Raw genomic sequence first — 24,394 nt, 5'->3', positions numbered from 1 at the left:
CGCTTCGCAATAACGAGAATCATTATCATCATTATAGCCCATTCGGATGCAAAATCAAGGGGCATGAAGCAGCGGAACCGCGAGCGATTCGCGGACGCTGCTGCTTCATACCCCTTGGTCAAATCCATCATTCGCCCGCCCGATAGCCGAGCAGCCGTAACCCGTTGAGGATAACCAGAATCGTGCTTCCCTCGTGGCCGACGACGCCGAGCGGAAGCGCGATCCCCTGCGCGAAGTTGGCGGCGATCAGCAGCACGATGACGCTCAGCGCGAACGTCATGTTCTGCTTGATAATCGTTCTGGCGCGCTTGCCGAGCACGATCGCGTCCGCGATCCGGCCGATGTCGTCGTTCATCAGCACGACGTCCGCCGTCTCCAAGGCCGCGTCGCTGCCGGCCGCCCCCATCGCGATGCCGACGCCGGCCGTCGCCAGCGCCGGAGCGTCGTTCACGCCGTCGCCGACCATGGCGATCGCGCCATACACTTCCTTCAGCTCCCTGATCCTCGCGACTTTGTCCTCGGGCAGCAGATCGGCGTACACCCGGTCGATGCCCAGCTCGCCGGCGATTGCCCGCGCGGTTTTCTCCTGATCTCCGGTCAGCATGGCGGTCTGCACGCCCAGCTTCTTCAGCCTGGCAATCGCGCGTCCGGCTTCCGGCCGAATCCGGTCCCGCAGAGCGAACACGGCGATCGCTCCCCGCTCGTTCATCAGCACGGATACCGTCTTGCCTTCGTCCTCCAGCCGATCGATCGTCTCCGCGATCCGCCCCTGCCGGTCGCGCTCTTCCAGCATGGACGCCTTGCCGATCGTCCACGATTCGCCGCCGAGCTTCGCCTGAATACCGCGGCCCGTCAGTGCGCCGAATTCGGTGGGACGTTCTGCGGTCAAGCCCCGCTCCCGCGCAGCGCGAACGATCGCTTTGGCCAGCGGATGTCCGGACAGGCTCTCGAGCGAGGCCGCGACAGAAAGCGCCTCGGCCTCTCCGTAATCCTGGAAGGAGACGATGTCGGTCACGACGGGCTGGCCTTGCGTCAGAGTGCCGGTCTTGTCGAAGGCGACGACCCGCACGTTCGCGAGATTTTCCAGGTGCGCTCCCCCTTTGAAGAGCACGCCCTTCCTTGCGCTGCTGGAGATCGCCGACAGCATCGCCGGCATGATCGACGCAACGAGCGCGCACGGTGACGCTACGACCAGGAACACCATCGCCTTGTAGAAAGCCTGCTCCCAGGAGACCTGCATCGCGAGCGGCGGAACCGCTACGAGCAGCGCCGAGATAAGCACAATCGCCCGCGCGTAGAGGCGCTCGAACCGTTCCATGAACCGCTGTGACGCCGGCTTCTCGCTCTGCGCCTCCTGTACGAGCCGGATGATTTTCGCGAACAGCGTCGATTCGCTCGTCTGGCTTACCTCCACGTACAGCGCGCCTTCGCCGTTCAGCGTCCCTGCATACACGGCGTCTCCCGGGCCTTTGTCGACCGGAATCGATTCCCCCGTAATGGACGCTTGATTCACGTCCGACGCCCCCTCGGTCACGACCCCGTCGGACGGAATCCGTTCGCCCGGCTTAACGAGAACAAGATCTCCGGCCTTCAGCTCGTCGATCGGAACGATGCGTTCTGCGCCGTCCTGAATCAGCGTGCCCGTCTCCGGCTTCTGGTCCATCAAAGACGAGATGTCCTTGCTGCTGCGGTCCATCGTATAGGTTTCCAGCGCCCCGCTCAGCGAGAAAATAAAGATCAGAACGGCGCCCTCCGTCCAGTAGCCGATGCTCGCGGCCCCGATCGCCGCGACGATCATCAGCAGATTGACGTCAAGATCGCGTTCCCGCACGAGCGTGAGCACGCCTTCCTTCGCCTTGACGAATCCGCCTATCGCGAATGCCGCAATATAGACGGCAACCGCCCAAGGATAGGACACTTGCTCCAGCATATAAGCGATTGCCAGCAGCAGGCCGCTCGCCAGAGCGGCCATCCCTTCCCCGTAACGGCTCAGCCAATCGGCCGTTGTCGCGGAGCGGCCCTGCCGGAGACCGTTCCGTTCGGTATGTTCCTTCATCGAATGTATCGCTTGGCTCATTGTAATCTCTCCCTCTCCATTGAGAATGACTCCCATTATTACACCCCTTAAAACGACACATGCTGCTCCCGGAAGGGAGCAGCATGTCAAGCGAGTCAAGACCTCGCCATGGATATTCGTTTGTGGGAGATGCAGCGCATCTTATTTAAAATTATTATAATATAGGAATTAATAAAAATAAAGAGGAGAATGGAGCCGTCCGCTGCAATCGGGTCGAAAACCGCGAATGTTCGTCCTCCGCTACTCGTTCGCCTGCACGACATAGACGCATTTGAACCGTTCCACGCCCGGATACAATTCGCCCAAGCTTTCGATCTCGAAGCCGATATTGCGATAGAAATCCACCGCGTCTTCGTCCGTCTCGGCGACCAGGACGGTCGGGCTCTTCTTGTCGATCGCTTCGAGAACGAGCCCGCGCCCGTAACCCAACCCCCGATAATCCGGGGACACCGCGAGATGCTCGATCTTCATTTCTCCGCCTTCGTTCATGCGCAGACCGATAATGCCGATGCATTCTCCTTCGGCTTCGTATCCGTACAGCTCGAGTCCGCTGTCCGACTTGTAAGCTTCAATCGTCTTCTCCAGCTTGTCGGGATCGGGATAGACGCTGACTCCTACAATCTCGCGTATGGACGGATCGTCCAACCTGTCTTTGACTTCAACCAGCATGTCCCGCCACTTCCGTTCTCTTAATTTACCGTAATTCTATTCTTAATCTTACCATATCCGTCACTCGAAGTCCGTTCTCGTAGATCGGCTCGGGGTAATGACGGACGAAGAAATCGGCATCCACGCCGACTATTCGAAACCCGCAGCTCTGATACAATCTGAGCTGGTCGAAGCTCGAATTGGCCGTGCCGATCTCCAGCGCCGCGGCGCCCGACGCTCTGGCCGTCTCGATCGCCTTCAACACGAGCGCCTTGCCGATGCCTTGGCCTTGCCAGGATTCCCGGACGGCGATGTTGACGATCTCGATCGTCCGCGGATGCGTCGCGACGAGCACGAATTCTCCGACCAACTCGCCGTCCGCGTACGCCAAGTAACAGTCCCCTCTGCCGACGTAATCGTCGACCATCTCCCGAGAAGGATCGGCGAGCAGCAGCAGATCGTAGGGGAAGGCTTCCTCGTTCGTCTTTTTCCTGAAGCTCAGCGTACGAACCGGATAGGGGAAGCGCAGCACCTGCGATTCGCCCGTCTCTCCCGTGAGAACGGTTATTTCCATCGGAAAAATCCGCACCGGCTTGTTCGAACCGAGCCAATTACGTCGAAGCGAAGAAAGAATGACCAGCCCTTCCTCGTCCCCGATCGGAGTGAACAGCTCGTCTCCCTCCAGATAGACCGACTCGCGCAGCCGCTTGCGGAGCAACAGTGACAATTCGTTCACGTCGTCCGTCCCGCAGCCGATCTCGCTAATATTGACGACGTTCTCGGCGGAGAAGCCCGGCGTATCCGCCCTATTCGACAGACGGTGCCTGGCGATGAATTCGACGATATTGCCTGCGGGATCGATAAAATAGACGGAATCGGAATCCCACGACTCGGAACGGACGACCGTCCGGCCGTTGACCGGGCTGATCGCAACTCCCTTCCGCTCCAGCCACTCGACCGCCTCCGCGATCTTGTTCTCGCTAATGTTAAAAGCAAAATGATAATACGGAGGCTCATCGGAACTGGAACTGGAATCGGAATCGGGAAGCCCCTGATCGAAAGTCAGCAGGGACTGTCCGGCCCGCACCGTAAAGGAGCCTTCCCCGTCCTCGCACAGCGGAAGCTCCAGCGTATCGCGATAGAAGCGCCGAAGAGGCTCCAGCTCTAGTGCGTACAGTTTAATTCTGGCAATGCGCATTCGCGCCCCTCCTTACTAGATGTTCCGTCAAGTCAGGCGCAGGCCGCAATCCGGACAAACGAGATGGTGCGCTTGAACGGCATGGCCGCAGCCCGGGCAGCGGTCGTATACTTTCCGCAGCTCCGCGATGTCCCTCGGGGCGGGCGGGGCAGCCGTGGAACGGCCCGCGGCCTGCTCTCTCAGAAGGCGCTTGATCTCGGACAAATCCTTTGCCATCTCCGAAGTGTTCAGCGCGTGTTGAATGACGTTGAACAGAATGAAAAAGAAAATAACCATGCCGATCAACCAAACGACGATAGCAATCATCTTCTATCCCTCCTCGCGAAGATTTGAACTACTTGCGTCTCTTGAACACGACGATCACGTCGCGGGACGCGCCCTGGCCCATGCTCGTATCGAAGCAGGAAACCAGCTCCCAGCCTTGGCCGCCGTATTCGTTAAGCTGAGCTTCGAACTCTTCCGGGTCTAATTTGCCGCCCATGAAGCCGCCCGTCTTGTACTTGATTGTTTTGTATTCCCAACGTTCCATTACCGTTTCACCTCTCCTCGCCGGAATGCCGCCGTCCCGCTTACTTGCGTCCGTCCAGCTTCCGGGAAATCTCCTTGAGCACCTTAACACGTTATTCAGAGCGATCAAAATAAATCGTTATTTCTCCTGTATTTGCTTTCGATGAGGGAAACCAAATAGTCGATCGTAAAGTAGCCGTACAGCAAGACCAAGCCGTACAGCGCCAGCCTGCTGCCTTCCTTCGAACCGAACAGGATCAGAGCTCCGATCCCCGTCGCGAGCGCCGCCCCGCTCACCAGAGCGTTGCGGGTCGTGGGCGCCGTGACGCGGCGAACGGACTTCGCCATTTTATCGGCGAGCAGGGAGACCGGAAAAGCGATAATCGTAACGAAGGCGAACGCGATGAAAAAAGCCGGGAGGAACAGAGAACCGTAGTCTCCGCCCGAATCCGGATACATGACTTCGATATAGACGGCGAACAGTATGGACGTCGCGAAGGCGCTGATCAGTTTGCTCGCGAAGCTTCTCTGCACTCGGAACATGGCAATTTCTCCCTGATTCGGCCGGATACAAGGTTAGACGAATCCGTCTCATTCAAAGTTCCAAGCGCGTGCTACTCCATCTCTTCGTTAATCAAGGTCATATGGATGTGGTCTTCCCACTTGCCGTTGATTTTCAAGTATTGGCGCGCCAAACCTTCGGGCTGGAAACCGAGCTTCTCGACCAGTCGGAGCGACGCCGCGTTGCGCGGCATAATGTTCGCCTCTATCCGGTGGAGCTTCAGCTCCCCGAAGGCGACCGACACGACGGCTTGCAGCGCCTCCGCCATGTAGCCCCGGTTCGCCTCTTCCCCGTCCAGCCGATAACCCAGATGGCACGATTGGAAGACGCCCCGGACAATGTTGCTCAAGGCGATCGATCCGATGATCCGGTCCGGCTCATCTTTTTTGCACAGCCAGACTTTGAACAGCTGATCCAGCGCCATGCTCGACTGATCGAAGCGGAGCAGCTCCCGCTGTCTCTCCAGCGTGAAGAAATCCGGCGTTCTCGACGGTTCCCAAGGTTGAAGGAAACTTTCGTTCCGCGTCACGTAATCCAACACTTGCGGCGCGCCCCTCTCGTCCAGCGTTCTCAGCTTTAAACGAGGAGTGGCGTATTGTTTTCTAATCATCGCTTCTTCCCGCTTTCCGCAAAAGCAAGACCGATCTGCTCGAGCGCCGGTCGAAGGATGCGAATCGATTTCGGCCCGAAGCCGTGCAGCTTCAGCAATTCCGCTTCGCTGTGTCGGGCAATGTCCTCCAACGACGTAATTCCGGCAACCTCCAGCGCCTGAAGAGCCGGTCTCGACATGCCCGGCGGAAACGGATGTCCCGAGTTCGCTTCCGTCATCGTCACCGCTCCTTTCCATGCTTGTTTTCCCATGTCTGAGAACAGGATTCCCATGCATATATTGTACCACAGCTAAATAAAGGAATGGTCTTGCGCCTTACGGACCCATTCGAAGCTTCACCGATTGTTTCGTCTCCACGACCACAGCAGCGCGATCAGTATCAGCAGGGCCGCCGCGCCCGTCTCCGGACCTGCCCAAGTTGGCAGCATGCCGTTCGAGAAGAGGTTTGCGCCCCCTGTCTTCTCGATCTTCGTGCCGTCGCCCAGCAATGCTATCGCGGATGCGGCTTCGTTGATCTGAAGATTTCCGGCGCACAGGTTTGTCTTCCAATTGCCCTCTTCTTCGTAGGCGAATACGAGATAGGTCTTGCCGCGCGAGAAGGAATAGCCGCAAGAAGCTTCTCCGGTGTCAAAGCTGTAGACGGTCGCGCGAGGTTCGGCTATCCCCTTCCATGCCGTATCGACTTCGAACGTATATTTTCTCGATGTATCGTGTACAAAACGCTTCCTGCCGCCGACGCCGACCACTTTGCCTGTAAACACGGCATCGAAGAGCTCCAGCTTCTCCGCTGCGCTGCCGGCCGCGCAGCTGCAGGCATAGGCTCTCTGCTCAGGAACGAGCATCGTCGCAAGCAGTATCAATCCGATCATCATCACCCATGTCGTCTTCTTCATCCGTCTCCCCCCTCTCTCTGATCTTTTTTATATGACGGACCAATTCACACACCTGAGCGCACACACACACCGAAAGAATTAGTATAAAGCTACTCGAATTAACCGCCTCTAACGGTCTGGTAGACCGTTACGTGGGCGAATCCGAGCGGATGACTGCCTTTAACGGTCTGGTAGACCGTTAATCCGTCGACTCCCCGCTACAAGGGACCGCTAACGGTCCGACAGACCGTTACGTGGGCAAATCCGAGCGGATGACCACCTCTAACGGTCTGGTAGACCGTTAATCCGCCGATTCCCCGCTACAAGGGACCGCTAACGGTCCGACAGACCGTTACGTGGGCAAATCCGAGCGGATGACCACCTCTAACGGTCTGGTAGACCGTTAATCCGCCGATTCCCCGCTACAAGGGACCGCTAACGGTCCGACAGACCGTTACGTGGGCGAATCCTGACCGATGACCGCCTCTAGCGGTCTGGTAGACCATTGCGCAAGTTTCTTCGACCGAATCGGGTGTCTAAACGGCGGAATCGGCTCGAAAGAATCGCACATCGACGCTCGGGTGAAGCCTGGATGGCAAAGATTAATCGATCATTCCGTACATTCTTTATCCCGAGAGATCTAGCAAGCTATTTGCAAAATCAATTGGTCAGCCGTTTTTTCTAAAAATAATGGCGACCCGAAAGGAAATATCTTCTAATCATAGAAGCTATTATAATCGATTATGCATTCGATAGATATCGACAAATCAGGGAGGAAATTCAAATGGCGCTGTTCGGGGGTCTGCTGGGCAATTACTCGGAAGTATCGGTGCAAGAGCTGCAAAATCAGTACGGGGCTTATCTCATGCCGGACGAGCACATCCACATGGGCTTCAAGCTCGTTCGCGACGCGTTTATTTTCACCGACGATCGCTTGATCCTGATTGATCACCAAGGCGTGACCGGCCGAAAAACGAGGGTTGTGTCCATCCACTTGAGCTCGATCTACGAGGTGACGATGGAGACGGCCGGAACCGGCTTCGACGACAGCGAGATCGTCATCCACTATATTACGTCGCCTTATTATAGAGCCAATAACGTCCAAACCGCGAGCTACAAGTTCGAATTCGGCAAAAAGATGACCGTGCAGCCGATTTACGTTGCCCTGATGGCTATCGCCACCCAGAACAGCAAACGTTTGAACTCTTAACGGCGGCTGTTCTGGGTGGCGAACTATCCTGATTATCCTTAAGACGGCTCTCACCAAGAAAATGTTCCGCAACGCAAAAAGAATCGTCCCATAAGTCATCGGAGTGCAACAGACAGCATCATCGGCGAATACTTGCGAGGCAGTATCTCGAGGATGCTAAGTTGCCTGACTTACGGGACGATTCCTTGCTTCCAGACTGCAATAACGGCGGCTTGCCTGGCAACCCCCGCGCTTCAAGCGCCGGTCAGGCTTCTTCTGATCCGACCGGCGTCTTGAAGCGTAATCCGCATCTCCCTCTCCGCAACGCTCAGCAGGCTGTCGCACCCGCTCCGATCTCCGCTGCGCAGCGCCGCCTGCAGCTCGTCCATAAGATCCGCCAATCCGGTCGCGCCGATATTCGCGGCAACTCCTTTTAACGAATGAACGTGACGTTCGGCCCTGCCTTCGGCTCCGTCCGCCATCGCCGAGCGGATCAGCTCGATCCCGTTCGCGTGATCCGCGACGAACAGCTCCAGGATATGCTCGTACAGCTTGTCATTGCCTCCCAATCGCTTCAGGGCGCCCTCGATGTCGAGTCTGGCGCCGCCATCGGCGGACGCCGCAGCTTGAGCGGAAGCGCTCGCCTCCTGCTCCCCGGAAGGGGCCGCGAATTGATGCAGCATTTTGTAAAGCTCCAGCGGGTCGAACGGCTTCGTCAGATAGGCGTCCATCCCGACCGCCAGCACCTGCTCTTCCACACCTTTCATCGCGTCCGCCGTCATGGCGATGATCGGCACGTTCCTTCCCGCTTCGGTCTGGCGAATTTGACGAACGGCTTCGTAGCCGTCCATCTCCGGCATCTGCAAATCCATGAGGATGACGTCGTAACGATTGCGGGTCGCAAGCTCGACGGCCTCGAACCCGTCATCCGCCACATCCACCCTCGACACGACTGCCTTGAGAAGCTCCACCGCTACGAGCTGGTTAATCTCGTTATCCTCTGCGAGAAGCACGACGGCGTCTTTAAGCGAGGATGACGGCTCGGGACGGCTGCGGCCCGTCGACGGCTGCTGCTTGTACATCGTTTTCCATTGCACCAGGCCGATGAGCTCGTTATACAGCTGCGATTGGCTGATCGGATACAGCAGCGCCCGGGAGACGCAGCCGGACTGCAATGCCTGCTGCAGCTCCGATTCGTGGCAGGAGCTGACGAGAACGACCGAGGGCTGTTCAGATAACCCTCTGCCGCGTATGGCCTGGGCAAGCGTCAGAGGGTCCTCCCCCTTCAGCTTCCAATCCACAATAACCATATCGTACGACTCTCCGCGATCGAGCTTGTCCAACACGTCGACCGCTCCGTTAGCCACATTCACGACGAATTTGAACTGAGTCAGCTGCCTGCGCAGCACCCACTGCATCTGCAGATCGGAGCAGACAAGAAGCACGCGGACGAAGCTCAGCGCTTGGTCGAATTCCTCCCCGTAAACGGAAGCGTCCGCCGAAGCGAGAGGCAGCGCGATCTCGAACGTGCTTCCCTGCCCCGGCCGACTTTCCGCTCGAATCGCTCCTCCCATCATTTCCGCCAATCTCTTGCTGATGACCAGCCCCAGCCCCGTTCCTCCGAACCGGCGAGTCGTCGTCATGTCCGCTTGCGTAAATTCGCGGAACAATCCTTCGAGCTGCTCCTTGGTCATTCCGATGCCCGTATCGCGAACGACAAATTTCACCTGCGTCATCCCGTGAACCTGCTCGCCGCAATGAACCGAAATCGCCAGCTCGCCGCTGTTCGTGAATTTCACGGCGTTATTGGTGATGTTCAAGAGAATCTGCTGAAGCCTGTAGGGATCGCCGATCAGCATCTGGGGAACTTGGGGATCGATCGAGAAGCGGAACTTCAGGCCTTTCTCATAAGCTTTGAAGCTGACCATATTGGATAGGTTGTGAAGCACTTCGTAGAGGTCGAATTCAATATTCTCCAGCACGACCTTGTTGGCCTCGATCTTGGAGAAGTCCAGCACGTCGTTGACGATCGCCAACAAGCTCTTGGCCGCCGTAATCGACTTATTGACGTAATCGAGCTGCTTCTCGCTCAGATCGGATTGCTGGAGAATGTAGTTCAATCCGATAATGGCATTGATTGGCGTGCGGATTTCGTGGCTCATCTGCGCCAGGAACCGGCTCTTCGCTTTATTCGATTCGTCCGCTTCCAGCCGTCTTTTCTCTTCCGTAATATCGATTCCGGTCCCGATCACCTCGGTCACGACGCCGTCCGTCCGAATCGGATGCAGATTGACATGAAGGATCAGATCGTTGAACAGGCGCTCGTGGGAAACCTCCGTTCCCTCCCACGCTTCGTCGTACTGATTGTTGAGAAGCTCAATGTAGTCGCGCGGGAAGAGCCCGACTTCTTCGACCGATCTGCCGATGAAATCCGCCGGCGCGGCCCCGATCCGCTGCAGCAGTCGTCCCTCGATCATCGTATAGTAATATTTGCCGCCGCGCTTCTGAAAGCGGAAGGTAAATCCGGGCTGCATCCGCAGCATGGAGCTCATGTCCCGTTCCGTCTGTATCGCCTTGCTCTTATTCGCCTCGTTGCGCTCAAGATAGTAGAGGAAGACCGAGATCAACGCGGAGAAGCCGGTCTGGTAGACCAGATAATATTCCACGGTGCCCCACGAGATCTGTCCCGCAAGCCACAGTCCGCCGTAGTAGAAATATAGCAGAAACAACGTGCCGCACAGCCATTTCAGGAAATAGGGCCTGATCTTCTGAAACAGCAGCCCCGTCCCGACGGCGGCCGCCATGCCGATGCCGACCTGCGCAGCGTCCAAATAGCCGTTCTCGGCCAGCCGCCACGAATAGACGACGGCCAGATCGGCGAGCGCGCCGGCCGGCCCGGCAAAATAAGCGGCCAGCATCAAGGCGATGCCTCGCAAGTTCAACTGCGCCGATCCGTTGATGTCGATGCCGAAAAATGTCAATATGATTCCGAGTACGCCGAATACGCCCCCGATAATAAGCCGGTGGACGAGCTTGTTCGTCCGTCGGGTGCGCCCGCGGATGAACAGCGGAGAGACGAGAAACAGAAATACGCCCAAAATCGCAAAGTTAAGCACGAGATCCTTCAGCATTGCGATCACCGCCTCTTATCCGCCATTTATTATTAATGTACATGAAAACTAGGCGAATGGATAGCGGTTTCACGATTAATTCGTCATAATTCGAGCTTGAGAATAGGTCTCAAGACCTTCGTCCCTCAGGGTACACATAGTCCGACAAAAAGGCGAATTCGTCTCCGAGCTCGGATTTGTCCTCGGCGAACAGCATGCCCCCGAAGCCGATTAATATCATACGCTCCCCGCGGCTTAATAGGTAGGCGGGAAACTGGTCCGACGGTATGCCGTGATCCGTAAATTTTAACGCCTCCAAGATGACGTCCTTGGGCAGCAGCACGGATCGTTTGTTCACGCAGATCGCTCTCCAATCCCGCGGAGCGTCGATCATCGCCGGATTCAGCGTTCTTAAAGGAACTCCCGCCATCGTCATGCAAGGGTCAAGATAGATGTGCGCGGTCTTCTCCCGATTATCCCAATCGACGAAGTGGTTGAACGTGTCCACGAGAAACCGCAAGGGGACGTACGTCGTTCCGCCGCTCATGAACATGTTGTCCCCCATCTCGTAACTCTTCGTCTCGTAACTGTTCCCGCTGATCACCAGCTTGCGGACGTTGCGGGTGATCTCGATCGTCTCCTGCTGCGTAGCGGCATACGCTCCGATCCCTCCGAACAGCAGCGCTCCCAGCACGAAACCGGCTATAAACTTTTTCACTCCCGATCCCCCCTTATTTTCCGCAGCAGCTTCGCGAACCCTTGCGCCTTCAAGATCAGTACAATGCCCAGCAGCAGACGAATGACTTGCTCCGCAAGAGCGATATAGAAGCTTCGATGGTCGATATACAGACGTTGGCCTTCCATATTCGCGTAGTTTAGCAGTATTCTCGCCAAGCTCGAGAACGACAAGATTGCCAGCACAAGTCCGACAACCGCCAGCACGAACGCTTCGATTCCGCGGAAGGACGGAGAACTTGCTTCCTCTTCGGAATTCGAAGAAACGAGGAACCTGGACAGTTTACCGGCCGACAGCCACAACGCGACGCTGATGAGCAGCAATAAGATCGACGGTATGCCTACGAGCAGGAATACCTCTCCATACGAGGCATCGTCCCCGAGCACTTGCAAGTAGGCCGGCAAGGAATAGTCCAAATATGCGACCAGATGGTTCAGACCGAGCGCGAAAAAATAAACCGCCAGCACCCTGATCACCAGAAACGCCAACTCTCTAATTTTCATCACAGTTCCCTCCGCTTAGGAATTTTCGAGCTTCCTCCTCATAAACAGCGCGATTTCCTCCTTGCCCGTATCCCGGTTCGAATAGAGCGACAGATCGATTCCTTCTATCGTGAAGCCGCAGCGCATGTAAAATCGGATAGCCGCGACGTTCGTATTTTGCGTTTCCAACGTTACCGCCCGGAATCCTCCCCTTCGCGCCATTTCTACGACTTGCCCCATCAGCCTTGTGCCGCAGCCTTGCCGCTTGTAATTTTCATGCACTTGAAAATGCCATATCATTAACGTGTTGTTCCATCTCTGCGGCTCCGATATCGCCAGAGCGATCAGCTTGCCGCCATCATACATTCCTAACGAATAGCCCAGTTTGGCCATCTTCCCGTAGTCTACGGCGTCATCTCCGTCGTTCGATTCTTGCTTGACGAACGGCTCGTTCAGTTGAACCAGGTTTAACCGAATGCTGAACGCTTCGGCCGTCGACTCCGCGATCGCTTCGTATTGGTGCATCGACGTATATCCGAACTCTCCCAGGGAAAGAAGTTCGTCTTCGGTTAGAGCTGCGAGTCGCTTGATTTCCATGAGCCATTCCCCTCAATACTGTCTGTCTCTCAAGTCTTTGTCGTTGAAGCCTACGTAAATAGAGTCGATCTCCAATTGCCCGCGGAGCATGATCGTGAATTCTCCCGAAGCCCATATCGAGGCATCGTGCTCTGTGGGACGGAATCCTTGGGCATGGAGCGTTTCCTCCGCTGCCGCGACGGCATCCCCCGGGCTGATGCCGAATATGCCGTACTGCGGATTCGAAATCTCCAGCTGCCCGACGTCTCCGTACAGGTCGTTGTCCGGATCGCCGGGAATGCCGATATGGCATTGCCTGTCCGGATAGAGACGGAAGTGGCCCCCGAACCCTTCTTGATATTGTCCGAGCCCCCACAGCTTCACCAACTCCTGCTCGCGCATCCCGAGCTGAACGCCGTCCGCCTGCAGCCCCGCGTTAACGAACGCCAGCGACACGCCCTCGTCCTTGTCGTCGCCGCTGAACAGCACCGCCGCCGCGATAAAAACGATTGCCGCGCAGCAGACGGCCGCCGCGGCCCCTATGGCCGTCCGTTTGGTCATTTTTCTCCGCCCCTTTCGCTCATCCTCCGCCCCCTAAGACCTGTTTTTCTTGATGAACGCTCCCAGATACATCAGCACCAGCGGAATAAAGTTAACCAGCAACACTCCCCCCGCCGCTTCATATCCCTGCAGCTTCCATTCCCCCTTCAACGAGAGGAAGTCCAGCACAATCAGAGGTACGTAGAGAAGCAGATTGTACGCCCCGTAGAAAATCCAAACGATTTCGGAAGGCAGAACCAAGAAAGCGCTCTCGGCGCGGGCTGCGGCGTCGTCCATCACATAGAAGTACAAGCAAACGGTCCACACCGCGATTCCGATCAAGCTAACGAGTGACAGACTCATCATCCTTGACCTGAACGAGGCTTCGGCCGGTACGTATCGGTAGCCTAGAAAGATGTACGCCAGCGGCAGGACAATCAGAACATAGATTTTGGCTAGCGCAAAGACTGCCCCATTCTTATTCAACAACAAAAATAAGAGTAATGCTCCTGTGTTCAAGAAGACGTGAAAACCTGCGATTTTCAGATTTCTTGCGAGACCCAAGCGGCTTTGCTCCTCTCCAGATGCGCCTTGGCCGATCAGATACTGGTATTATAACCCATACTTTCTAGTTGTGTCCTCAAAATAAAAGCAGCGTATCCGCCCGGATTGTGCATCCTTTGGCGAATACGCGGCTGCGCAAACGTTATGCGCTCCACACGGAGCTTGGAATTTCCGTCTAAGCACGGGCGCGACTTCGGCGGCGAAGCGCTCGATCTGTTCCGCCTGTTCCGACTCGGTAAGTCCGTCCACGCTGATGGCGAGTACCTGGTGGCCGAACGCCTCGTAATAATTCAAAATTTTCTCCGCCACGCTCTCCGGGCTTCCTACGAGCATGGAGCCTCTGGCGATCGTATCTTCCAATCCGGTGAAAGGCGACTGGTTATGCTTGGCGGCATCCGTGGAGAAGAAGGCGTCGTAATACGGGCGAAAGCGCCGGATCGCCTCTTCCTTCGTACCGGCCAAGTAGAGACTTCCCGCTCCCGCTCCGACGAGCGCATGGGCGGGATCGTGCCCGTAATAGGCCGATCAACGCCTTGTACTTCTCTTGCGGATGGAACGTATTCGACGAGAACAACGGATCGCCGTATCTCGCCGCCAGCTCGGTCGATCTGGGGCTGGATGCGCTGCCGTGCCAGATGGGAATTCGCCGCTGCAGCGGCCTCGGGAATGTCGTCACGTCGTTCAGAGGCGGACGAAACTTGCCCTGCCAAGTAACTCCCTCTTCGTCCCACAGCTTCCTTAACAGCGCATAGCGCTCTTCGAGCGAATCCCACTGCTCCTCTTCCTGTATGCCGAACAGAGGATAGTGCCGGGGATCGTTGCCCTTGCCGATGATAATCTCAAGTCTGCCGTCGGAGAGATGATCGAGCGTCGCGTAGTCTTCGGCCACCCGCACGGGGTCAAGGACGCTAAGTACGGTGACGGTCGTCAGCAGCCGAATGCGGGAAGTGCGGGCGGCGATCGCAGCCAGCAAAACCGGTGGAGACGAGGACAGGAAAGGCGCTCCGTGCCGTTCCCCGATGCCGTACGCCTCGAACCCGAGCTTCTCGGCAAGAGCGGCCTGGTTCAGGACGCTCTCGATTTTCCGGTGTTCGGTCAAAGTCTCGCCGGTTACGGCGTTTGGAACGTTCATCAATAGGCTGAATAACGCGAATTTCATCTGCGGCCATCCCTTCGCTCGACTGCTTCGCGAAGCGCCGAACGGAACCGATGCCTCAAGCAGGGCGACTGTCCCGGATCGGGCATCCGACAAACTTTTCCGATTGGAATTGTTTATCCACTATATCACCCGTCCGCCCAAGGGTCTAATTCACATTTTCTATTCGACGATTAAATCGTTCTATGGAAGTCCTCATAACCTTTCATCCGAAATTTCATCATGCACGGCGATATTCTCAAAGATAGTTCAACAGCTCTTGCAGCTCGTCGATTTTATATTTGGGTCTGTGCGAATCCGCCAGCCTCATCTTCTCGCGATTATAGTAACAGAAGTCGATGCCCGCATTGGCCGCGCCCTGATAGTCGTCCGTCAGCGAATCCCCGACAAACAGAACGTCGGACGGCGCCAATCTCAGCTCCGCCAGAGCGTGATCGAAAATCTCTCTTCTCGGCTTGCGGATGCCTACCTCGTCCGAGACGACGACGGAATGGAAAAGGTCGGAGATGGCTCCCGCCGCCAATCTCTTGCGCTGCGCCTCGCCGATTCCGTTGGAGATGATGCCCAGCTTGTAGCGGTCCCTGGCGAAATCAAGCACGCCTTGCGCGCCGTTCTCGAAATGACAATTGTTGCAGAAATAGTCCCAATAAGATGCCGTAAGCCGTTCGTGCCGGGCCGAGTCGGCGTCCAGCGAATCGCGGAAGGAGCTGATCAGCACGTCCTGAATCGTTCTGTGGGGACCTCTCTTGTTAACGAAATCCATCCAATGCCTGAAATTATGCTGCGAGAAAACGGGCCAGAACGACTCCCACCACGCCTCCTCGTCCTCCCAAATCCCATGGTCCCTGAGCGTCTTCTTCATGGCGTCGACCTCGCTGTGCGAGTAGTCGAGCAGCGTATTGTCCAGATCGAATAGGATGGCCTTGTACATCTTCTTCCCCCCGTTAAAAGACGAACCCCGCCCTAGATAGCTCTCCTATCTTAGGCGGGGTCTTGTGCGTTTCGAGTTATCTTTCAAAATTATACACGGAATCGGTCCGAATGTCCCGATACAGATTCAACGGGGAAGTCGAACAGGAGTAGCTCAGCCGCTCGCCGACGTCCAGCAAGGTCAGGCGCTGGCCGTGCTTCGCGCCGGTATCGATGCCGATGCGTCCGTCGCCGCACCAGATTCGTCCGATCTCGGCTCCCAGCTTGTAGGTCGGCGTGTGCCCGAAGACGACGGTATACGGAACTTCGACCTTCTCCTTCCAGAACGCTTCGCGAATTTCCGTCAGGTCGCGAAGCGGCTGCCGGTCGAGCGGGATTCCGGGGCGTATGCCGGCGTGCACGAACAGGTAGCCGTCCGCGATCCAATAAGGCGGAAGCGACTTCAGCCATCCGAGCAGCGGCACCAGATGAGTCGGCGCTTCTCCCAGATTGGCGACCGTGAGGTCGGTATTGCCCGGAAGCGCGACGGCTCCCTGGTCGGCCAAGCGCTTAATCGTTCTCAAGGTGTCCCAGGAGTTCGGTTCCTCGTTCACGTAATCTCCCAGCAGCACCAGTCGATCCTTCCCCGCTTTATAGCCGGCAGCGTCGAGCAGCTGCAGCAGCCCGTCTTCGTGTCCGTGTATATCCGATATGGCTAATAAACGGGGACTTGCGGAATTGCTCAACAGACTAGCTCCCTTCCTGCGTCTTGTCGTAAATGTAGGCGGCTGATCTGGGCAACGAGACGGCAATGGGCGTACCCGGAGGCAGTGGCCGCTCGCCCAGCAGATAGAGCTTCTGACCGGCAGCCGTCTTGGCGACGATGCGCCATCTCTTGCCTTCGAAGGTGCTGTGCAGCACGTCGAGCTCGAACGTCGTTCGTTCGCCGTCCGGGCGCCGGCCGTCTTGAGAAGCGGCGGCCGTCTCGGCGACGGCGGCGGAAGGCGCGCCTCCCGAGCCCACATAGACGACGTCGTCCGGGCGGAACAGCAGCTCCGCTTCGCTGCCTTCCGCGGAGTCCTCCGCCCCTATTCCTTCGATCAGGACGGAGCCGCTTCTTAACGCGACGCCGCGAGCCGTGCGGACGATCGTCCCTTCGATCCGGTTGATCGCGCCGAGCAGCGCGGCGGCCCATCGGCTGGCGGGCCGCGCGTAGCAATCGGACGGAGTGCCGATCTGATCGACCGCGCCGCTGCGCATAATGAGCAGGCGGTCGGCCATGGCGAACGCCTCCTCCGGATCGTGCGTGACGTGGAACACGCTCGTGCCGAGCTGGCGGAACAGGTACGCCATCTCGGTGCGCATCTCGATCCGCAGCCGCATATCCAGATTGGACAGCGGCTCGTCGAGCAGCAGCAGCCGGGGCTGCGTCGCCAGCGCCCGCGCGATCGCGACCCGCTGCTGCTGCCCGCCGGACAGCTGCGGCGGAAGCCGCTTCTCCAGTCCGGCAAGCTGCAGCATCTCCAGCAATTCGCCGACGCGCTTGCGCATGTCGGCGCGATCCATGCGCCGGTTCTTCAGCCCATACGCGATGTTGTCGAACACGCTCAAGTGCGGCCAGAGCGCGTAATCTTGGAACACCATGTTGACGCCGCGTTTCTCGGGCGGCAGCATGCCGCGAGAGGAGGAGATCACTTCGCCGTCCAGCCGGATCTCTCCGCTGTCGGGCAGGGCGAGTCCGGCAATGAGCTGCAGCAGCGTAGACTTGCCGCAGCCGGACGGCCCGAGGACGCTGATGATTTCTCCTTTGCGCATATCGAGAGAGACGCTTCGCAACGCTTGATGGGATTCGTAGCGCTTGGCGACGTCTTTGATTTCCAGAAGCGGTCGTTCGAGAGAAGCGCCGTTCATGTGCGGGCCACCTTTCGCCGCAGGAGCATCTCCAGCAGCAGGATAATCAGAATAACGGTTCCTCCGCCCAGCATTGTGGCGGCGGACGCGTAGCCGAAGTTCAAATCTTCGAAGGCTTTGTTGATCGAAACCGGAAGCGTGAAGAAGTTAGGCGGGAACAAAATCGCATTGACCGCCAAGTCGAACACACTGGAGCCGAAAGCGGCCAGCGCCGCTGACAGCAGTGCGCCGCGGATGAGCGGAGCCAGGATGAGCCGCACGCGGTTGAGCAAGGAGCCTCCCTGCATCTGCGCCGCGTCGAGCAGCGTGTTAGGCACCTTCGCCATCGCGCCTACCATAATTCTGGTGATGACGGGGACGGCGCCCGCGACGGAAGCGAGGACGAGAATGGCCGGCTTGCCGTACAGCAGCAGTCCGATCTTCTCGAGCCAGGCCTGGTTCCAGACGAAAATGTAGCCGATGCCGAGCACGACGCCCGGCACGGCCAGCGTCACGAGCGACATTACTTCAATCCAGCGCTTGAAGCGGAACCGGGAATACGTGAGCACGAACGACACCGCCACGCCCAACGCAAGCCCTGCCAGCGCGGAGACGGAAGCGATGAGCAAGGAGCGGCCCAATCCCGCCAGCAGCTGGCTGTGGTCCGCGAACAGCGAGACGTAATGCGCGAACGTCAGATTGTCGAGCGTGAACCCGCCGGATTGCGTGCGGAACAGCGACATGAGCACGTTCGTGCCGATCGGAATGCCGACTACGACGAGCAGGAACAGCAGGTTGCCGATCGTCAGAAGCGGCGTCAACCGGCCTGCCGGCTTCGGCTCTGCAGGTATGGCGCGCGCCGACAGAAAATCAAAGCGAGACTTCCGCATCACGTAAAATTGCAGCAGCATAGCCAAGGAAATCAGCAGAACGAGGTAAAACGACAGCACCCCGGCCATATCGAAGCGGATTGGCGACGTGTACAGCGCGGAGTAGATGGAGTACGGGAGCGTCGGGAACCGATAGACGGCGGCGATGGAAGCCGGCAGTCCGAAATCCCCGACCGTGTCCATGAATACGAGCGCCGCGCCAGCCAGAAAAGCGGGCAGCAGAAGCGGCGCCTGCACGGTGCGCCAGACGCGCCAGGCGGACGCGCCGCACAGCCGGGCCGCTTCGGCAAGCTGCTCTACCTTCCACTCCATCGCCGCATACACGCTCAAGTAGGCGAGCGGAAATTTGCTCAGCGTCATGACGACGACCAGCCCGGCAGGCTGAAATACGGCAGGCGTCACCCAGCTCCAGCCGAGCAGCTTGACGGCCAAGCCGCCGCCCGCGGCGAACATGACCCAGCCCTGCGCTAAAATAAATGAGGGGGTGATCAGCAATCCCCAGACAGCCGCATCGAGCAAGCGCGCGGTCGGAAAGCGCCATGTCGCGCGCGCCATGGCCAGCGAGCCGCCGAGCAGCGCCGCCAGCAGCGTCGTTCCGCTTGCCAGCAGCACGGAATTTTCCAACGACTTCAGCCATAACGGACGGTTAAACAGCTCCAGCAGCAGCCGCAAGTCGCCCAGCTTCCAATCTCCGAAGAAAACCCCCGGCAGCAGCACCTGAACGATGACCGCCGCCAAGGGAAACAGGACCAGAATGCATAGGGCGAGGCTTACGAACCATCCGAGGCGATTCTGATTCAGCCTCAACATCGGCTTACTTCACCGCTTTGTCGGCGAACCATTGCTTGATCTCGGCTTCGTGCTCGAACGCCCATGCAGCATCCGCAGCGACCAGGTTGGCGTCGGCGGCGCGATCGGCCTTCGGATTAACTCCCGGCACGGAAGGCTCGAAGTAGCTCTCGTCGCCTTGATCGATCAACTGCTGCTGCGTAGCCGGGTCGAGCAGGAAGTTGACGAACGCTTTGGCCGCGTTCGGGTTTTTCGTGTTTTTCTGGATCGCCGCTACCCGCACGGATGCCGGAGCGCCGTCTTCCGGCCAGATGATGCCGATCGGCTCGCCGGAGTTAACCAAGCCGTAGGCGTTGGATTCCTGCAGCGCCGCCGCTTTGATCTCGCCGGAGCTGAGCGCGGCCGCTACGTTCGGGTTTTTCGGATACACCTTCAAGCCGTTCGCGAACAGGGAATCGAAGAAGGCTTGGCCGCCGTCGAGCTGCTTCTCGCTGAAGAAGCGGGCAACGAACGGGAACGCGGGAGCCGCGATCGCCGGATCGGCCATGCCGACCGCATTTTTGAACTCCGGCTTGGCGAAGTCGTCCCACGAATTCGGAGCCTGGTCGGCCGTATAGGCGTTCGTGTTGTAGACGATGACTCCCGCCGCGTGCGCGCCGGTCGGATAGAACGATTTGTTCGCCGGTACGTACGCTTGGTAAGAATCTTTCAGATTGGCCGCATTGTCCGGCGTCCAGTCCGTCAGCAGCTGATTATCCTCTCCCATGCCGTAGATGGAAGGCATCGCGTCGAGCCAGACGACGTCCCAGTGCGGATTGCCTTTCTCCGCTTGAATACGGGACATGATCTCGGCGCCGTTACCCTTGACGAGTTCGACCTTGTACCCGGTCGCCGCTTCGAACATCGGACCGATAATATCGTCGAAGTCGTTCAGATACACGGTCAACGTGCCTTCGTCTTGCACCTCGGGGGACGGCGTCTCGCTTGCCGGCGTCGTCTCGGACGGGGAAGCCGATTCCGTCGACGGAGATGCCGACGGTTGAGCTCCTCCGTTCGCCGCATTGTTGCCGCTTGCTCCGCATGCGGACACGATCATCATCGTCGTGGCCAGCAGCAGTGAAATTCCCGTCAGCTTCGTTTTCGTTTTTTTCATGATCCCTTGTACCCTCCACCAATCTAGTATGAAATGCTCTACTAAAAAGGTAACATCGGTTTGTACAAGAGATGTTAATTCCACCCGTTAGTTTTGTTAAATAAATCTATCATTATTGATATGAATATAGATTATATCTATAATCAGCTCGAACGAGGAGAAGCGGAGGGATACGGATGAACGTACAGCAGTTGAAAGTGTTCTTGTCGGTGTGCGATGGCCATACGCTGATCGAGACGGCCGAGAAGCTGGGGCTGAAACAGCCGACCGTGAGCTTCCATCTGCGGAAGCTGGAGGAGACGCTGGGTCTGGCGCTATGGCGCAAAAACGCGCGGGGGTTCCAGCCGACGAGCGACGCCTTCGAGCTTCTGCCTTATGCGCGCAGGATTGTAATGCTGGTGGACGAAGCGGAAGAACGGATGAACGAGCTGCGGAGCCGCCAAGGTGGAAGGTTGAGAATCGGGGCGAGCCATACGCCGGCGACGTACTTCATCCCGCGGCATTTGGCGGAGTTCCGCGTCCAGCATCCCGGCGTGCAGCTGCTGCTGACCGTCAAGAAGGCGCGATCGACGCTGGCGATGCTGCGCAACTACGAGATCGACGCGGCGATCGTGTCGCTGCCCGAGAAAGTCACGGACGACGAAGGGCTGGTTGTGCATCGATTGGCGGAGGACGGACTCCGGCTGTTCCTGTGCCCCGACCATCCGCTGGCCTCCTCGGAGGAGATTACGCTAGAGCAGCTGCAACAGGAAACGTTCTTGCTGCACGAGTCCGGCACGACTTCGAGACAGCTCACCGACGAATGGGCGGAACAGGTCGGGCTGAAGTTGGATTCAGCCATGGAAATGGGAGCGATCGAGACGATCAAAGAGGGATTGAAGTGCAACATGGGCGTCGGGGTGCTGCCGTGGAGAAGCGCGATCCGGGAAACGCAGTCCGGAGAGCTGATCCAGCGCTCGCTTCCCCGCTACCGCAACAATCGGTTTATCTGTCTGGCGCTGCGCGACGAGGAGGCGTTGTCTCCCCATCTGCGCCAGTTTCTGAGCTTCGCCCGGTCGAGCATGTCCGTTCTGTCGGACTAGAGGCCTGCCCGGCACGGGGAGCTCGGATCGTCTATCGCCTACAAGTTTTTCTTGTAGAAATAAAGTTTGTGCCCGATCGGGGCGTCCTCAATGATCGCGATGACTTCGTAGCCGTATTTCTTGTAAAATTCGGGAGCCTGGAAGCTGAACGTGTTTAATTTGATGAAGGTGCACGCCTTCGACCGAGCGAAAAGCTCGGCTTCCTCCAGCAGCGTTCGCCCCATTCCCCGGCCGCGGCAGTCGTCCGCCACCCAGAGAATATCGACGTCCAGCCAGTTCCATCGCATAACGCCGTTGAGGCCGGCGATGATGTCGCCTTCATCGTTTTTCAACGTCAGGCAGAGTTCTTCATACGTTCCATTCGGAGTGTGCTTGGAATTGAATTCGATCAGTTTGTTTCGCACGTAGACGGCTTCTTCGTTCGTCCCTCTCGTCGGTTTAAGCGATTCCGGCATGCGCGTTGCCTCCTTATTTTCCGATCGCCAGCACTCCCCGGTGCTTATCTCGCAGGTAAGTTTCCCTGAGCGGACGGTCCGTTTCCGTTAGCGGGTCTATTCGGTTGGAGCTTAGTGTTACGAGTTCGTCGTTCCGGTAATAGCAGTGATGCTCGTAGCACTCCGGATCGTTCAGCGCCGTCTCCAGAAATCTCGGAATGTTCGATACGACCCCGCCGTTATTGCCGTCCATAATCCAGCCGACCGTCTTCCATTGCAGAATGCCTTCGTCTGTCTGAAGAGGAGTCGAATAGGAGAAGCTTGCCGGCACCTCCGCCACGTAGAGGTACATGCCTCCGAAGCTGGTATCGTCGTCGTTCCAGGTGATCATCCCTTTGTAATGCAAGCGATACTGATCGCATTCGATGTTCGTCTCCTCGGCGATTTCCCGGATCATCGCTTCGCGAGGCTCCTCGCCCTTCTCCAGCTTGCCTCCTACTCCGTTCCAACTCCCCATCCACGGGGCGAACTCGCGGTTCAGCAGCAAAATCTCGTCGCCTCGTCTAACGAAACAAATATTGTATTTGATTATGATGTCAGCCAAATCATTCTCCATCCTTCCAGCCGGACCGATTACTCATTCTCATGTTGGACACGTAGGGCGCGAATCCGGCTTTTAACCAGAAGCTCTTGCCGATCCGGTTCGCAAGTAAGCTTCCCGAACTTCCGGCCGATAGACGTTGCTTCGGAATTGATAGAGCGCGTACCCGACGACGTCCTCGCCGCTCACCAGAAGATCGACCTTCCAATCGGACGTCAGCCAGTCTCGCATTCGTTGCTTTAACTGTTCGCGATTCATCGGATTGGAGCTGCCCTCGTCTTCGATCAATTGCCGGTTCATATCCGTCAGCAGCTCCAGATCGTCTATCGTCGCGTCTCTTAAATGAAGTTGCATGTCGCGGCAGCGCCTCCTATGTACTCTGAATGACCCGCGTCAGCTCTGCGAGATGCGCGATGCTGTCGTCGGGAACCGCTCCCGCTATTCGCATCTTCTCCATGTCGGCACGGTAGGCGATAAAGCGGACGCCCGCATCCTGCGACGCAATGCAATCAATCCATGCGTCTCCGACGGAGATCCAATCGCGAGAGGTCAGCCGGGGATAGAGATTCAGAATGAGCCGAACCCCGTCCGGCGAAGGCTTCAGCTCGCCTGCGTCCTCCCGGCCGACGACCAGGTCGAAAACGTGCAAAATGCGGTTCTCTTCCAAGGCGGCCCTTGCCGCGAGGATCGAATTATTGGTCAGAACGGTGAGCGCGGCTTTGCCCTGCAGCTCCGCGAGCAGCTCCCGCACGCCCGGCTCCAGGTCCGCCCCCGCCATTCCTTCGGTTTCGTGCTTGGCGGCGATCGCCCACACCTCGTTCACTTGTCTCGGCGTCATTCTGTTCGCCGCCAACGCTTGCCGAATGAGCGTGGAAGACGTCTCCCGGTCGATTGGCGCCTGCTCCGGCAGCAGGTCGCGCTCCCGCAAGTACGCATAAATCTCCTGCTTCATCCGCCCGAAGTCGATGTTTGAACGAAGCAGCGTATTATCCATATCGAAAATGATTCCTTTAACGGGGTACTCTCCCATGCGCGCCGCCCCCTCGCTTAACGATTCAGTACTAGCAGTACGATGCCCGCACCCGCGATGTTTCTCATTATATAATGCCGGTGTAACGCGAACAACCGCCGAACCAGGCCCGGCAGCTGTTCATGGGGATTATTCGGCTTGCTCGACGAACTCGGTTCCGTTCCAAGTAAAGACGGTCTCTACCTGTTTTCCTATCGAGTTGTCGTAGGCGGATTTCTTGAAGGAGCCTTCCCCGATCTTCTCCAATCTCGTCGAATACCTGCCGTCCGTCGCGCTAATGAACAGCTCGCGATGCCCTCGAACCTTCAACTCTTCCAGTTCGTCGTCCGCGCCGAGTGTAAACAGCTTGTAGAAGTTGCCGTTGCTCGAACCGTACTGTCCGATCGTGAAGTCCGCGTTGCCGTCTCCGTTGTAATCTTCGAACTCGATTTCGAACAAGGAGTTGAACACGAGCGGTTCGTCGAAATAGCCTTGCAGCGAAAACTCTTTCTTGATCTGCCCGCCCTCGTCTGCAAGCACCAGACGGAACTCCCCGGTCCAGGTTCTTCCCATGAGCGGTCCCGGAGTCCAATCCTCGTAATATCTTCCCGTCACCAATTGTAGATTTAATTGTTCGTTCTCATGACTGAACGGATACAAGCCGTTGCTGGAAATCGTCATCGGTCCGTCGATCGCGATGTGCCCGCTCTCCAGACCGCTATCGGAAGCGGCCGGGGATTCGGCCGGCTCCTTGGCGCAGCCAGTCAAGCAGAGTATCAATATGATGGCGGTAAGTTTCTTCATGATGGC

Annotated in this window: 27 protein-coding genes and 2 pseudogenes; 2 read left to right on the top strand and 27 right to left on the bottom strand. The window is 57.6% G+C overall.

Features of this window, described 5'->3' with window-relative positions; genetic code table 11:
• Positions 1-127 precede the first annotated feature (127 nt).
• The 10 genes and pseudogenes from B0G52_RS09925 to B0G52_RS09885 form a co-directional block, all read right to left on the bottom strand.
• A complete protein-coding gene (locus B0G52_RS09925; RefSeq protein ID WP_369827034.1) occupies positions 128-2,077 on the bottom strand; it encodes a heavy metal translocating P-type ATPase in 1,950 nt (649 codons plus the stop codon).
• A 240-nt stretch (positions 2,078-2,317) separates the two neighbouring features.
• Complete coding sequence (locus tag B0G52_RS09920) at positions 2,318-2,746, bottom strand: GNAT family N-acetyltransferase (RefSeq protein WP_094043680.1); 429 nt, start codon at positions 2,744-2,746, stop codon at positions 2,318-2,320.
• A gap of 25 nt (positions 2,747-2,771) precedes the next feature.
• Positions 2,772-3,254, bottom strand: coding sequence for a GNAT family N-acetyltransferase (locus tag B0G52_RS09915; RefSeq protein ID WP_369827041.1), 483 nt, complete (start codon positions 3,252-3,254; stop codon positions 2,772-2,774).
• Positions 3,255-3,569: 315 nt separating this feature from the next.
• Positions 3,570-3,923, bottom strand: a pseudogene (locus B0G52_RS36595) (VOC family protein); the annotation flags it as partial.
• A 27-nt stretch (positions 3,924-3,950) separates the two neighbouring features.
• Positions 3,951-4,229 (bottom strand): bL32 family ribosomal protein, encoded by a 279-nt coding sequence (locus B0G52_RS09910; protein ID WP_094043678.1) that lies wholly within the window; start codon positions 4,227-4,229, stop codon positions 3,951-3,953.
• Between the two features lie 28 nt (positions 4,230-4,257).
• Positions 4,258-4,452 carry a DUF4177 domain-containing protein gene (locus B0G52_RS09905; RefSeq protein ID WP_094043676.1) on the bottom strand — a complete coding sequence of 65 codons (195 nt, stop codon included), beginning with the start codon at positions 4,450-4,452 and terminating at the stop codon, positions 4,258-4,260.
• A gap of 104 nt (positions 4,453-4,556) precedes the next feature.
• Positions 4,557-4,973 (bottom strand): hypothetical protein, encoded by a 417-nt coding sequence (locus B0G52_RS09900; protein ID WP_094043674.1) that lies wholly within the window; start codon positions 4,971-4,973, stop codon positions 4,557-4,559.
• A gap of 71 nt (positions 4,974-5,044) precedes the next feature.
• Positions 5,045-5,602, bottom strand: a complete 558-nt coding sequence (locus B0G52_RS09895; protein WP_094043672.1) for a GNAT family N-acetyltransferase — start codon at positions 5,600-5,602, stop codon at positions 5,045-5,047.
• Entirely contained in the window at positions 5,599-5,820 is a 222-nt protein-coding gene (locus tag B0G52_RS09890; protein WP_233162533.1) for a DNA-directed RNA polymerase subunit alpha C-terminal domain-containing protein, read from the bottom strand. The genes B0G52_RS09895 and B0G52_RS09890 overlap by 4 nt, the downstream gene beginning before the upstream one ends.
• Positions 5,821-5,937: 117 nt before the next feature.
• Positions 5,938-6,495 carry a hypothetical protein gene (locus tag B0G52_RS09885; protein WP_094043668.1) on the bottom strand — a complete coding sequence of 186 codons (558 nt, stop codon included), beginning with the start codon at positions 6,493-6,495 and terminating at the stop codon, positions 5,938-5,940.
• 763 nt (positions 6,496-7,258) lie between these two features.
• Here B0G52_RS09885 and B0G52_RS09880 point away from each other — a divergent pair.
• Positions 7,259-7,684, top strand: a complete 426-nt coding sequence (locus B0G52_RS09880; RefSeq protein ID WP_094043666.1) for a PH domain-containing protein — start codon at positions 7,259-7,261, stop codon at positions 7,682-7,684.
• Positions 7,685-7,917: 233 nt separating this feature from the next.
• Here B0G52_RS09880 and B0G52_RS09875 read toward each other — a convergent pair whose 3' ends face one another.
• From B0G52_RS09875 to B0G52_RS09820, 12 genes and pseudogenes are all read right to left on the bottom strand, one after another.
• Positions 7,918-10,794, bottom strand: coding sequence for a hybrid sensor histidine kinase/response regulator (locus B0G52_RS09875; protein WP_094043664.1), 2,877 nt, complete (start codon positions 10,792-10,794; stop codon positions 7,918-7,920).
• A gap of 109 nt (positions 10,795-10,903) precedes the next feature.
• Complete coding sequence (locus B0G52_RS09870; RefSeq protein WP_094043662.1) at positions 10,904-11,491, bottom strand: stalk domain-containing protein; 588 nt, start codon at positions 11,489-11,491, stop codon at positions 10,904-10,906.
• Positions 11,488-12,012: a hypothetical protein gene (locus B0G52_RS09865; RefSeq protein ID WP_094043660.1), complete on the bottom strand. Its 525-nt coding sequence runs from the start codon at positions 12,010-12,012 to the stop codon at positions 11,488-11,490. Before B0G52_RS09865 ends, B0G52_RS09870 begins: the two co-directional genes overlap by 4 nt.
• 15 nt (positions 12,013-12,027) lie before the next feature.
• Positions 12,028-12,588 carry a GNAT family N-acetyltransferase gene (locus B0G52_RS09860; RefSeq protein ID WP_094043658.1) on the bottom strand — a complete coding sequence of 187 codons (561 nt, stop codon included), beginning with the start codon at positions 12,586-12,588 and terminating at the stop codon, positions 12,028-12,030.
• 12 nt (positions 12,589-12,600) lie between these two features.
• Positions 12,601-13,128, bottom strand: a complete 528-nt coding sequence (locus B0G52_RS09855; protein ID WP_094043656.1) for a hypothetical protein — start codon at positions 13,126-13,128, stop codon at positions 12,601-12,603.
• Positions 13,129-13,161: 33 nt separating this feature from the next.
• On the bottom strand, positions 13,162-13,671 hold the full coding sequence (locus B0G52_RS09850) for a hypothetical protein (protein ID WP_094043654.1): 510 nt from the start codon (positions 13,669-13,671) through the stop codon (positions 13,162-13,164).
• A gap of 142 nt (positions 13,672-13,813) precedes the next feature.
• Positions 13,814-14,830, bottom strand: a pseudogene (locus tag B0G52_RS09845) (LLM class flavin-dependent oxidoreductase).
• A gap of 235 nt (positions 14,831-15,065) precedes the next feature.
• The gene (locus tag B0G52_RS09840) at positions 15,066-15,758 is read right to left on the bottom strand and encodes an HAD family hydrolase (protein WP_094043652.1); all 693 of its coding nucleotides are present in this window, start codon (positions 15,756-15,758) and stop codon (positions 15,066-15,068) included.
• Between the two features lie 76 nt (positions 15,759-15,834).
• Positions 15,835-16,482, bottom strand: a complete 648-nt coding sequence (locus B0G52_RS09835; RefSeq protein ID WP_158223650.1) for a metallophosphoesterase — start codon at positions 16,480-16,482, stop codon at positions 15,835-15,837.
• Positions 16,483-16,486: 4 nt separating this feature from the next.
• Entirely contained in the window at positions 16,487-17,647 is a 1,161-nt protein-coding gene (locus tag B0G52_RS09830; RefSeq protein WP_094043648.1) for an ABC transporter ATP-binding protein, read from the bottom strand.
• Entirely contained in the window at positions 17,644-19,326 is a 1,683-nt protein-coding gene (locus tag B0G52_RS09825) for an ABC transporter permease (RefSeq protein WP_094043646.1), read from the bottom strand. Before B0G52_RS09825 ends, B0G52_RS09830 begins: the two co-directional genes overlap by 4 nt.
• A 4-nt stretch (positions 19,327-19,330) precedes the next feature.
• Positions 19,331-20,458: an extracellular solute-binding protein gene (locus tag B0G52_RS09820; RefSeq protein WP_198960617.1), complete on the bottom strand. Its 1,128-nt coding sequence runs from the start codon at positions 20,456-20,458 to the stop codon at positions 19,331-19,333.
• A gap of 176 nt (positions 20,459-20,634) precedes the next feature.
• On the opposite strand from B0G52_RS09820, the gene B0G52_RS09815 reads away from it, so the two are divergent.
• Entirely contained in the window at positions 20,635-21,540 is a 906-nt protein-coding gene (locus B0G52_RS09815) for a LysR family transcriptional regulator (RefSeq protein WP_094043644.1), read from the top strand.
• Positions 21,541-21,578: 38 nt separating this feature from the next.
• Here the strand turns inward: B0G52_RS09815 and B0G52_RS09810 are convergent, their stop codons facing one another.
• The 5 genes from B0G52_RS09810 to B0G52_RS09790 all read right to left on the bottom strand — a co-directional run bounded on the left by B0G52_RS09810 (position 21,579) and on the right by B0G52_RS09790 (position 24,388).
• Positions 21,579-21,995: a GNAT family N-acetyltransferase gene (locus tag B0G52_RS09810; RefSeq protein ID WP_094043642.1), complete on the bottom strand. Its 417-nt coding sequence runs from the start codon at positions 21,993-21,995 to the stop codon at positions 21,579-21,581.
• Positions 21,996-22,008: 13 nt separating this feature from the next.
• Entirely contained in the window at positions 22,009-22,578 is a 570-nt protein-coding gene (locus B0G52_RS09805; protein ID WP_233162530.1) for an NUDIX hydrolase, read from the bottom strand.
• Between the two features lie 72 nt (positions 22,579-22,650).
• Positions 22,651-22,929 (bottom strand): GNAT family N-acetyltransferase, encoded by a 279-nt coding sequence (locus B0G52_RS09800; protein ID WP_094043640.1) that lies wholly within the window; start codon positions 22,927-22,929, stop codon positions 22,651-22,653.
• Between the two features lie 16 nt (positions 22,930-22,945).
• Positions 22,946-23,605 (bottom strand): HAD family hydrolase, encoded by a 660-nt coding sequence (locus B0G52_RS09795; protein WP_094043638.1) that lies wholly within the window; start codon positions 23,603-23,605, stop codon positions 22,946-22,948.
• Positions 23,606-23,734: 129 nt separating this feature from the next.
• On the bottom strand, positions 23,735-24,388 hold the full coding sequence (locus tag B0G52_RS09790; protein WP_094043636.1) for a hypothetical protein: 654 nt from the start codon (positions 24,386-24,388) through the stop codon (positions 23,735-23,737).
• Between the last annotated feature and the right edge of the window lie 6 nt (positions 24,389-24,394).

This window comes from Cohnella sp. SGD-V74 (assembly GCF_003001675.1).
Lineage (GTDB): Bacteria > Bacillota > Bacilli > Paenibacillales > Paenibacillaceae > Cohnella.
Note: the sequence above shows the minus strand (reverse complement) of the source record. Positions and strands in the feature narration are given on the sequence as shown.

Coding starts and splice junctions, on each gene's coding strand:
- B0G52_RS09925 (WP_369827034.1), bottom strand. CDS start 2,077: ATGAGCCAAGCGATACATTCGATGAAGGAACATACCGAACGGAACGGT.
- B0G52_RS09920 (WP_094043680.1), bottom strand. CDS start 2,746: ATGCTGGTTGAAGTCAAAGACAGGTTGGACGATCCGTCCATACGCGAG.
- B0G52_RS09910 (WP_094043678.1), bottom strand. CDS start 4,229: ATGATTGCTATCGTCGTTTGGTTGATCGGCATGGTTATTTTCTTTTTC.
- B0G52_RS09905 (WP_094043676.1), bottom strand. CDS start 4,452: ATGGAACGTTGGGAATACAAAACAATCAAGTACAAGACGGGCGGCTTC.
- B0G52_RS09900 (WP_094043674.1), bottom strand. CDS start 4,973: ATGTTCCGAGTGCAGAGAAGCTTCGCGAGCAAACTGATCAGCGCCTTC.
- B0G52_RS09895 (WP_094043672.1), bottom strand. CDS start 5,602: ATGATTAGAAAACAATACGCCACTCCTCGTTTAAAGCTGAGAACGCTG.
- B0G52_RS09890 (WP_233162533.1), bottom strand. CDS start 5,820: ATGACGGAAGCGAACTCGGGACATCCGTTTCCGCCGGGCATGTCGAGA.
- B0G52_RS09885 (WP_094043668.1), bottom strand. CDS start 6,495: ATGAAGAAGACGACATGGGTGATGATGATCGGATTGATACTGCTTGCG.
- B0G52_RS09880 (WP_094043666.1), top strand. CDS start 7,259: ATGGCGCTGTTCGGGGGTCTGCTGGGCAATTACTCGGAAGTATCGGTG.
- B0G52_RS09875 (WP_094043664.1), bottom strand. CDS start 10,794: ATGCTGAAGGATCTCGTGCTTAACTTTGCGATTTTGGGCGTATTTCTG.
- B0G52_RS09865 (WP_094043660.1), bottom strand. CDS start 12,012: ATGAAAATTAGAGAGTTGGCGTTTCTGGTGATCAGGGTGCTGGCGGTT.
- B0G52_RS09860 (WP_094043658.1), bottom strand. CDS start 12,588: ATGGAAATCAAGCGACTCGCAGCTCTAACCGAAGACGAACTTCTTTCC.
- B0G52_RS09855 (WP_094043656.1), bottom strand. CDS start 13,128: ATGACCAAACGGACGGCCATAGGGGCCGCGGCGGCCGTCTGCTGCGCG.
- B0G52_RS09840 (WP_094043652.1), bottom strand. CDS start 15,758: ATGTACAAGGCCATCCTATTCGATCTGGACAATACGCTGCTCGACTAC.
- B0G52_RS09830 (WP_094043648.1), bottom strand. CDS start 17,647: ATGAACGGCGCTTCTCTCGAACGACCGCTTCTGGAAATCAAAGACGTC.
- B0G52_RS09825 (WP_094043646.1), bottom strand. CDS start 19,326: ATGTTGAGGCTGAATCAGAATCGCCTCGGATGGTTCGTAAGCCTCGCC.
- B0G52_RS09820 (WP_198960617.1), bottom strand. CDS start 20,458: ATGAAAAAAACGAAAACGAAGCTGACGGGAATTTCACTGCTGCTGGCC.
- B0G52_RS09815 (WP_094043644.1), top strand. CDS start 20,635: ATGAACGTACAGCAGTTGAAAGTGTTCTTGTCGGTGTGCGATGGCCAT.
- B0G52_RS09810 (WP_094043642.1), bottom strand. CDS start 21,995: ATGCCGGAATCGCTTAAACCGACGAGAGGGACGAACGAAGAAGCCGTC.
- B0G52_RS09800 (WP_094043640.1), bottom strand. CDS start 22,929: ATGCAACTTCATTTAAGAGACGCGACGATAGACGATCTGGAGCTGCTG.
- B0G52_RS09795 (WP_094043638.1), bottom strand. CDS start 23,605: ATGGGAGAGTACCCCGTTAAAGGAATCATTTTCGATATGGATAATACG.
- B0G52_RS09790 (WP_094043636.1), bottom strand. CDS start 24,388: ATGAAGAAACTTACCGCCATCATATTGATACTCTGCTTGACTGGCTGC.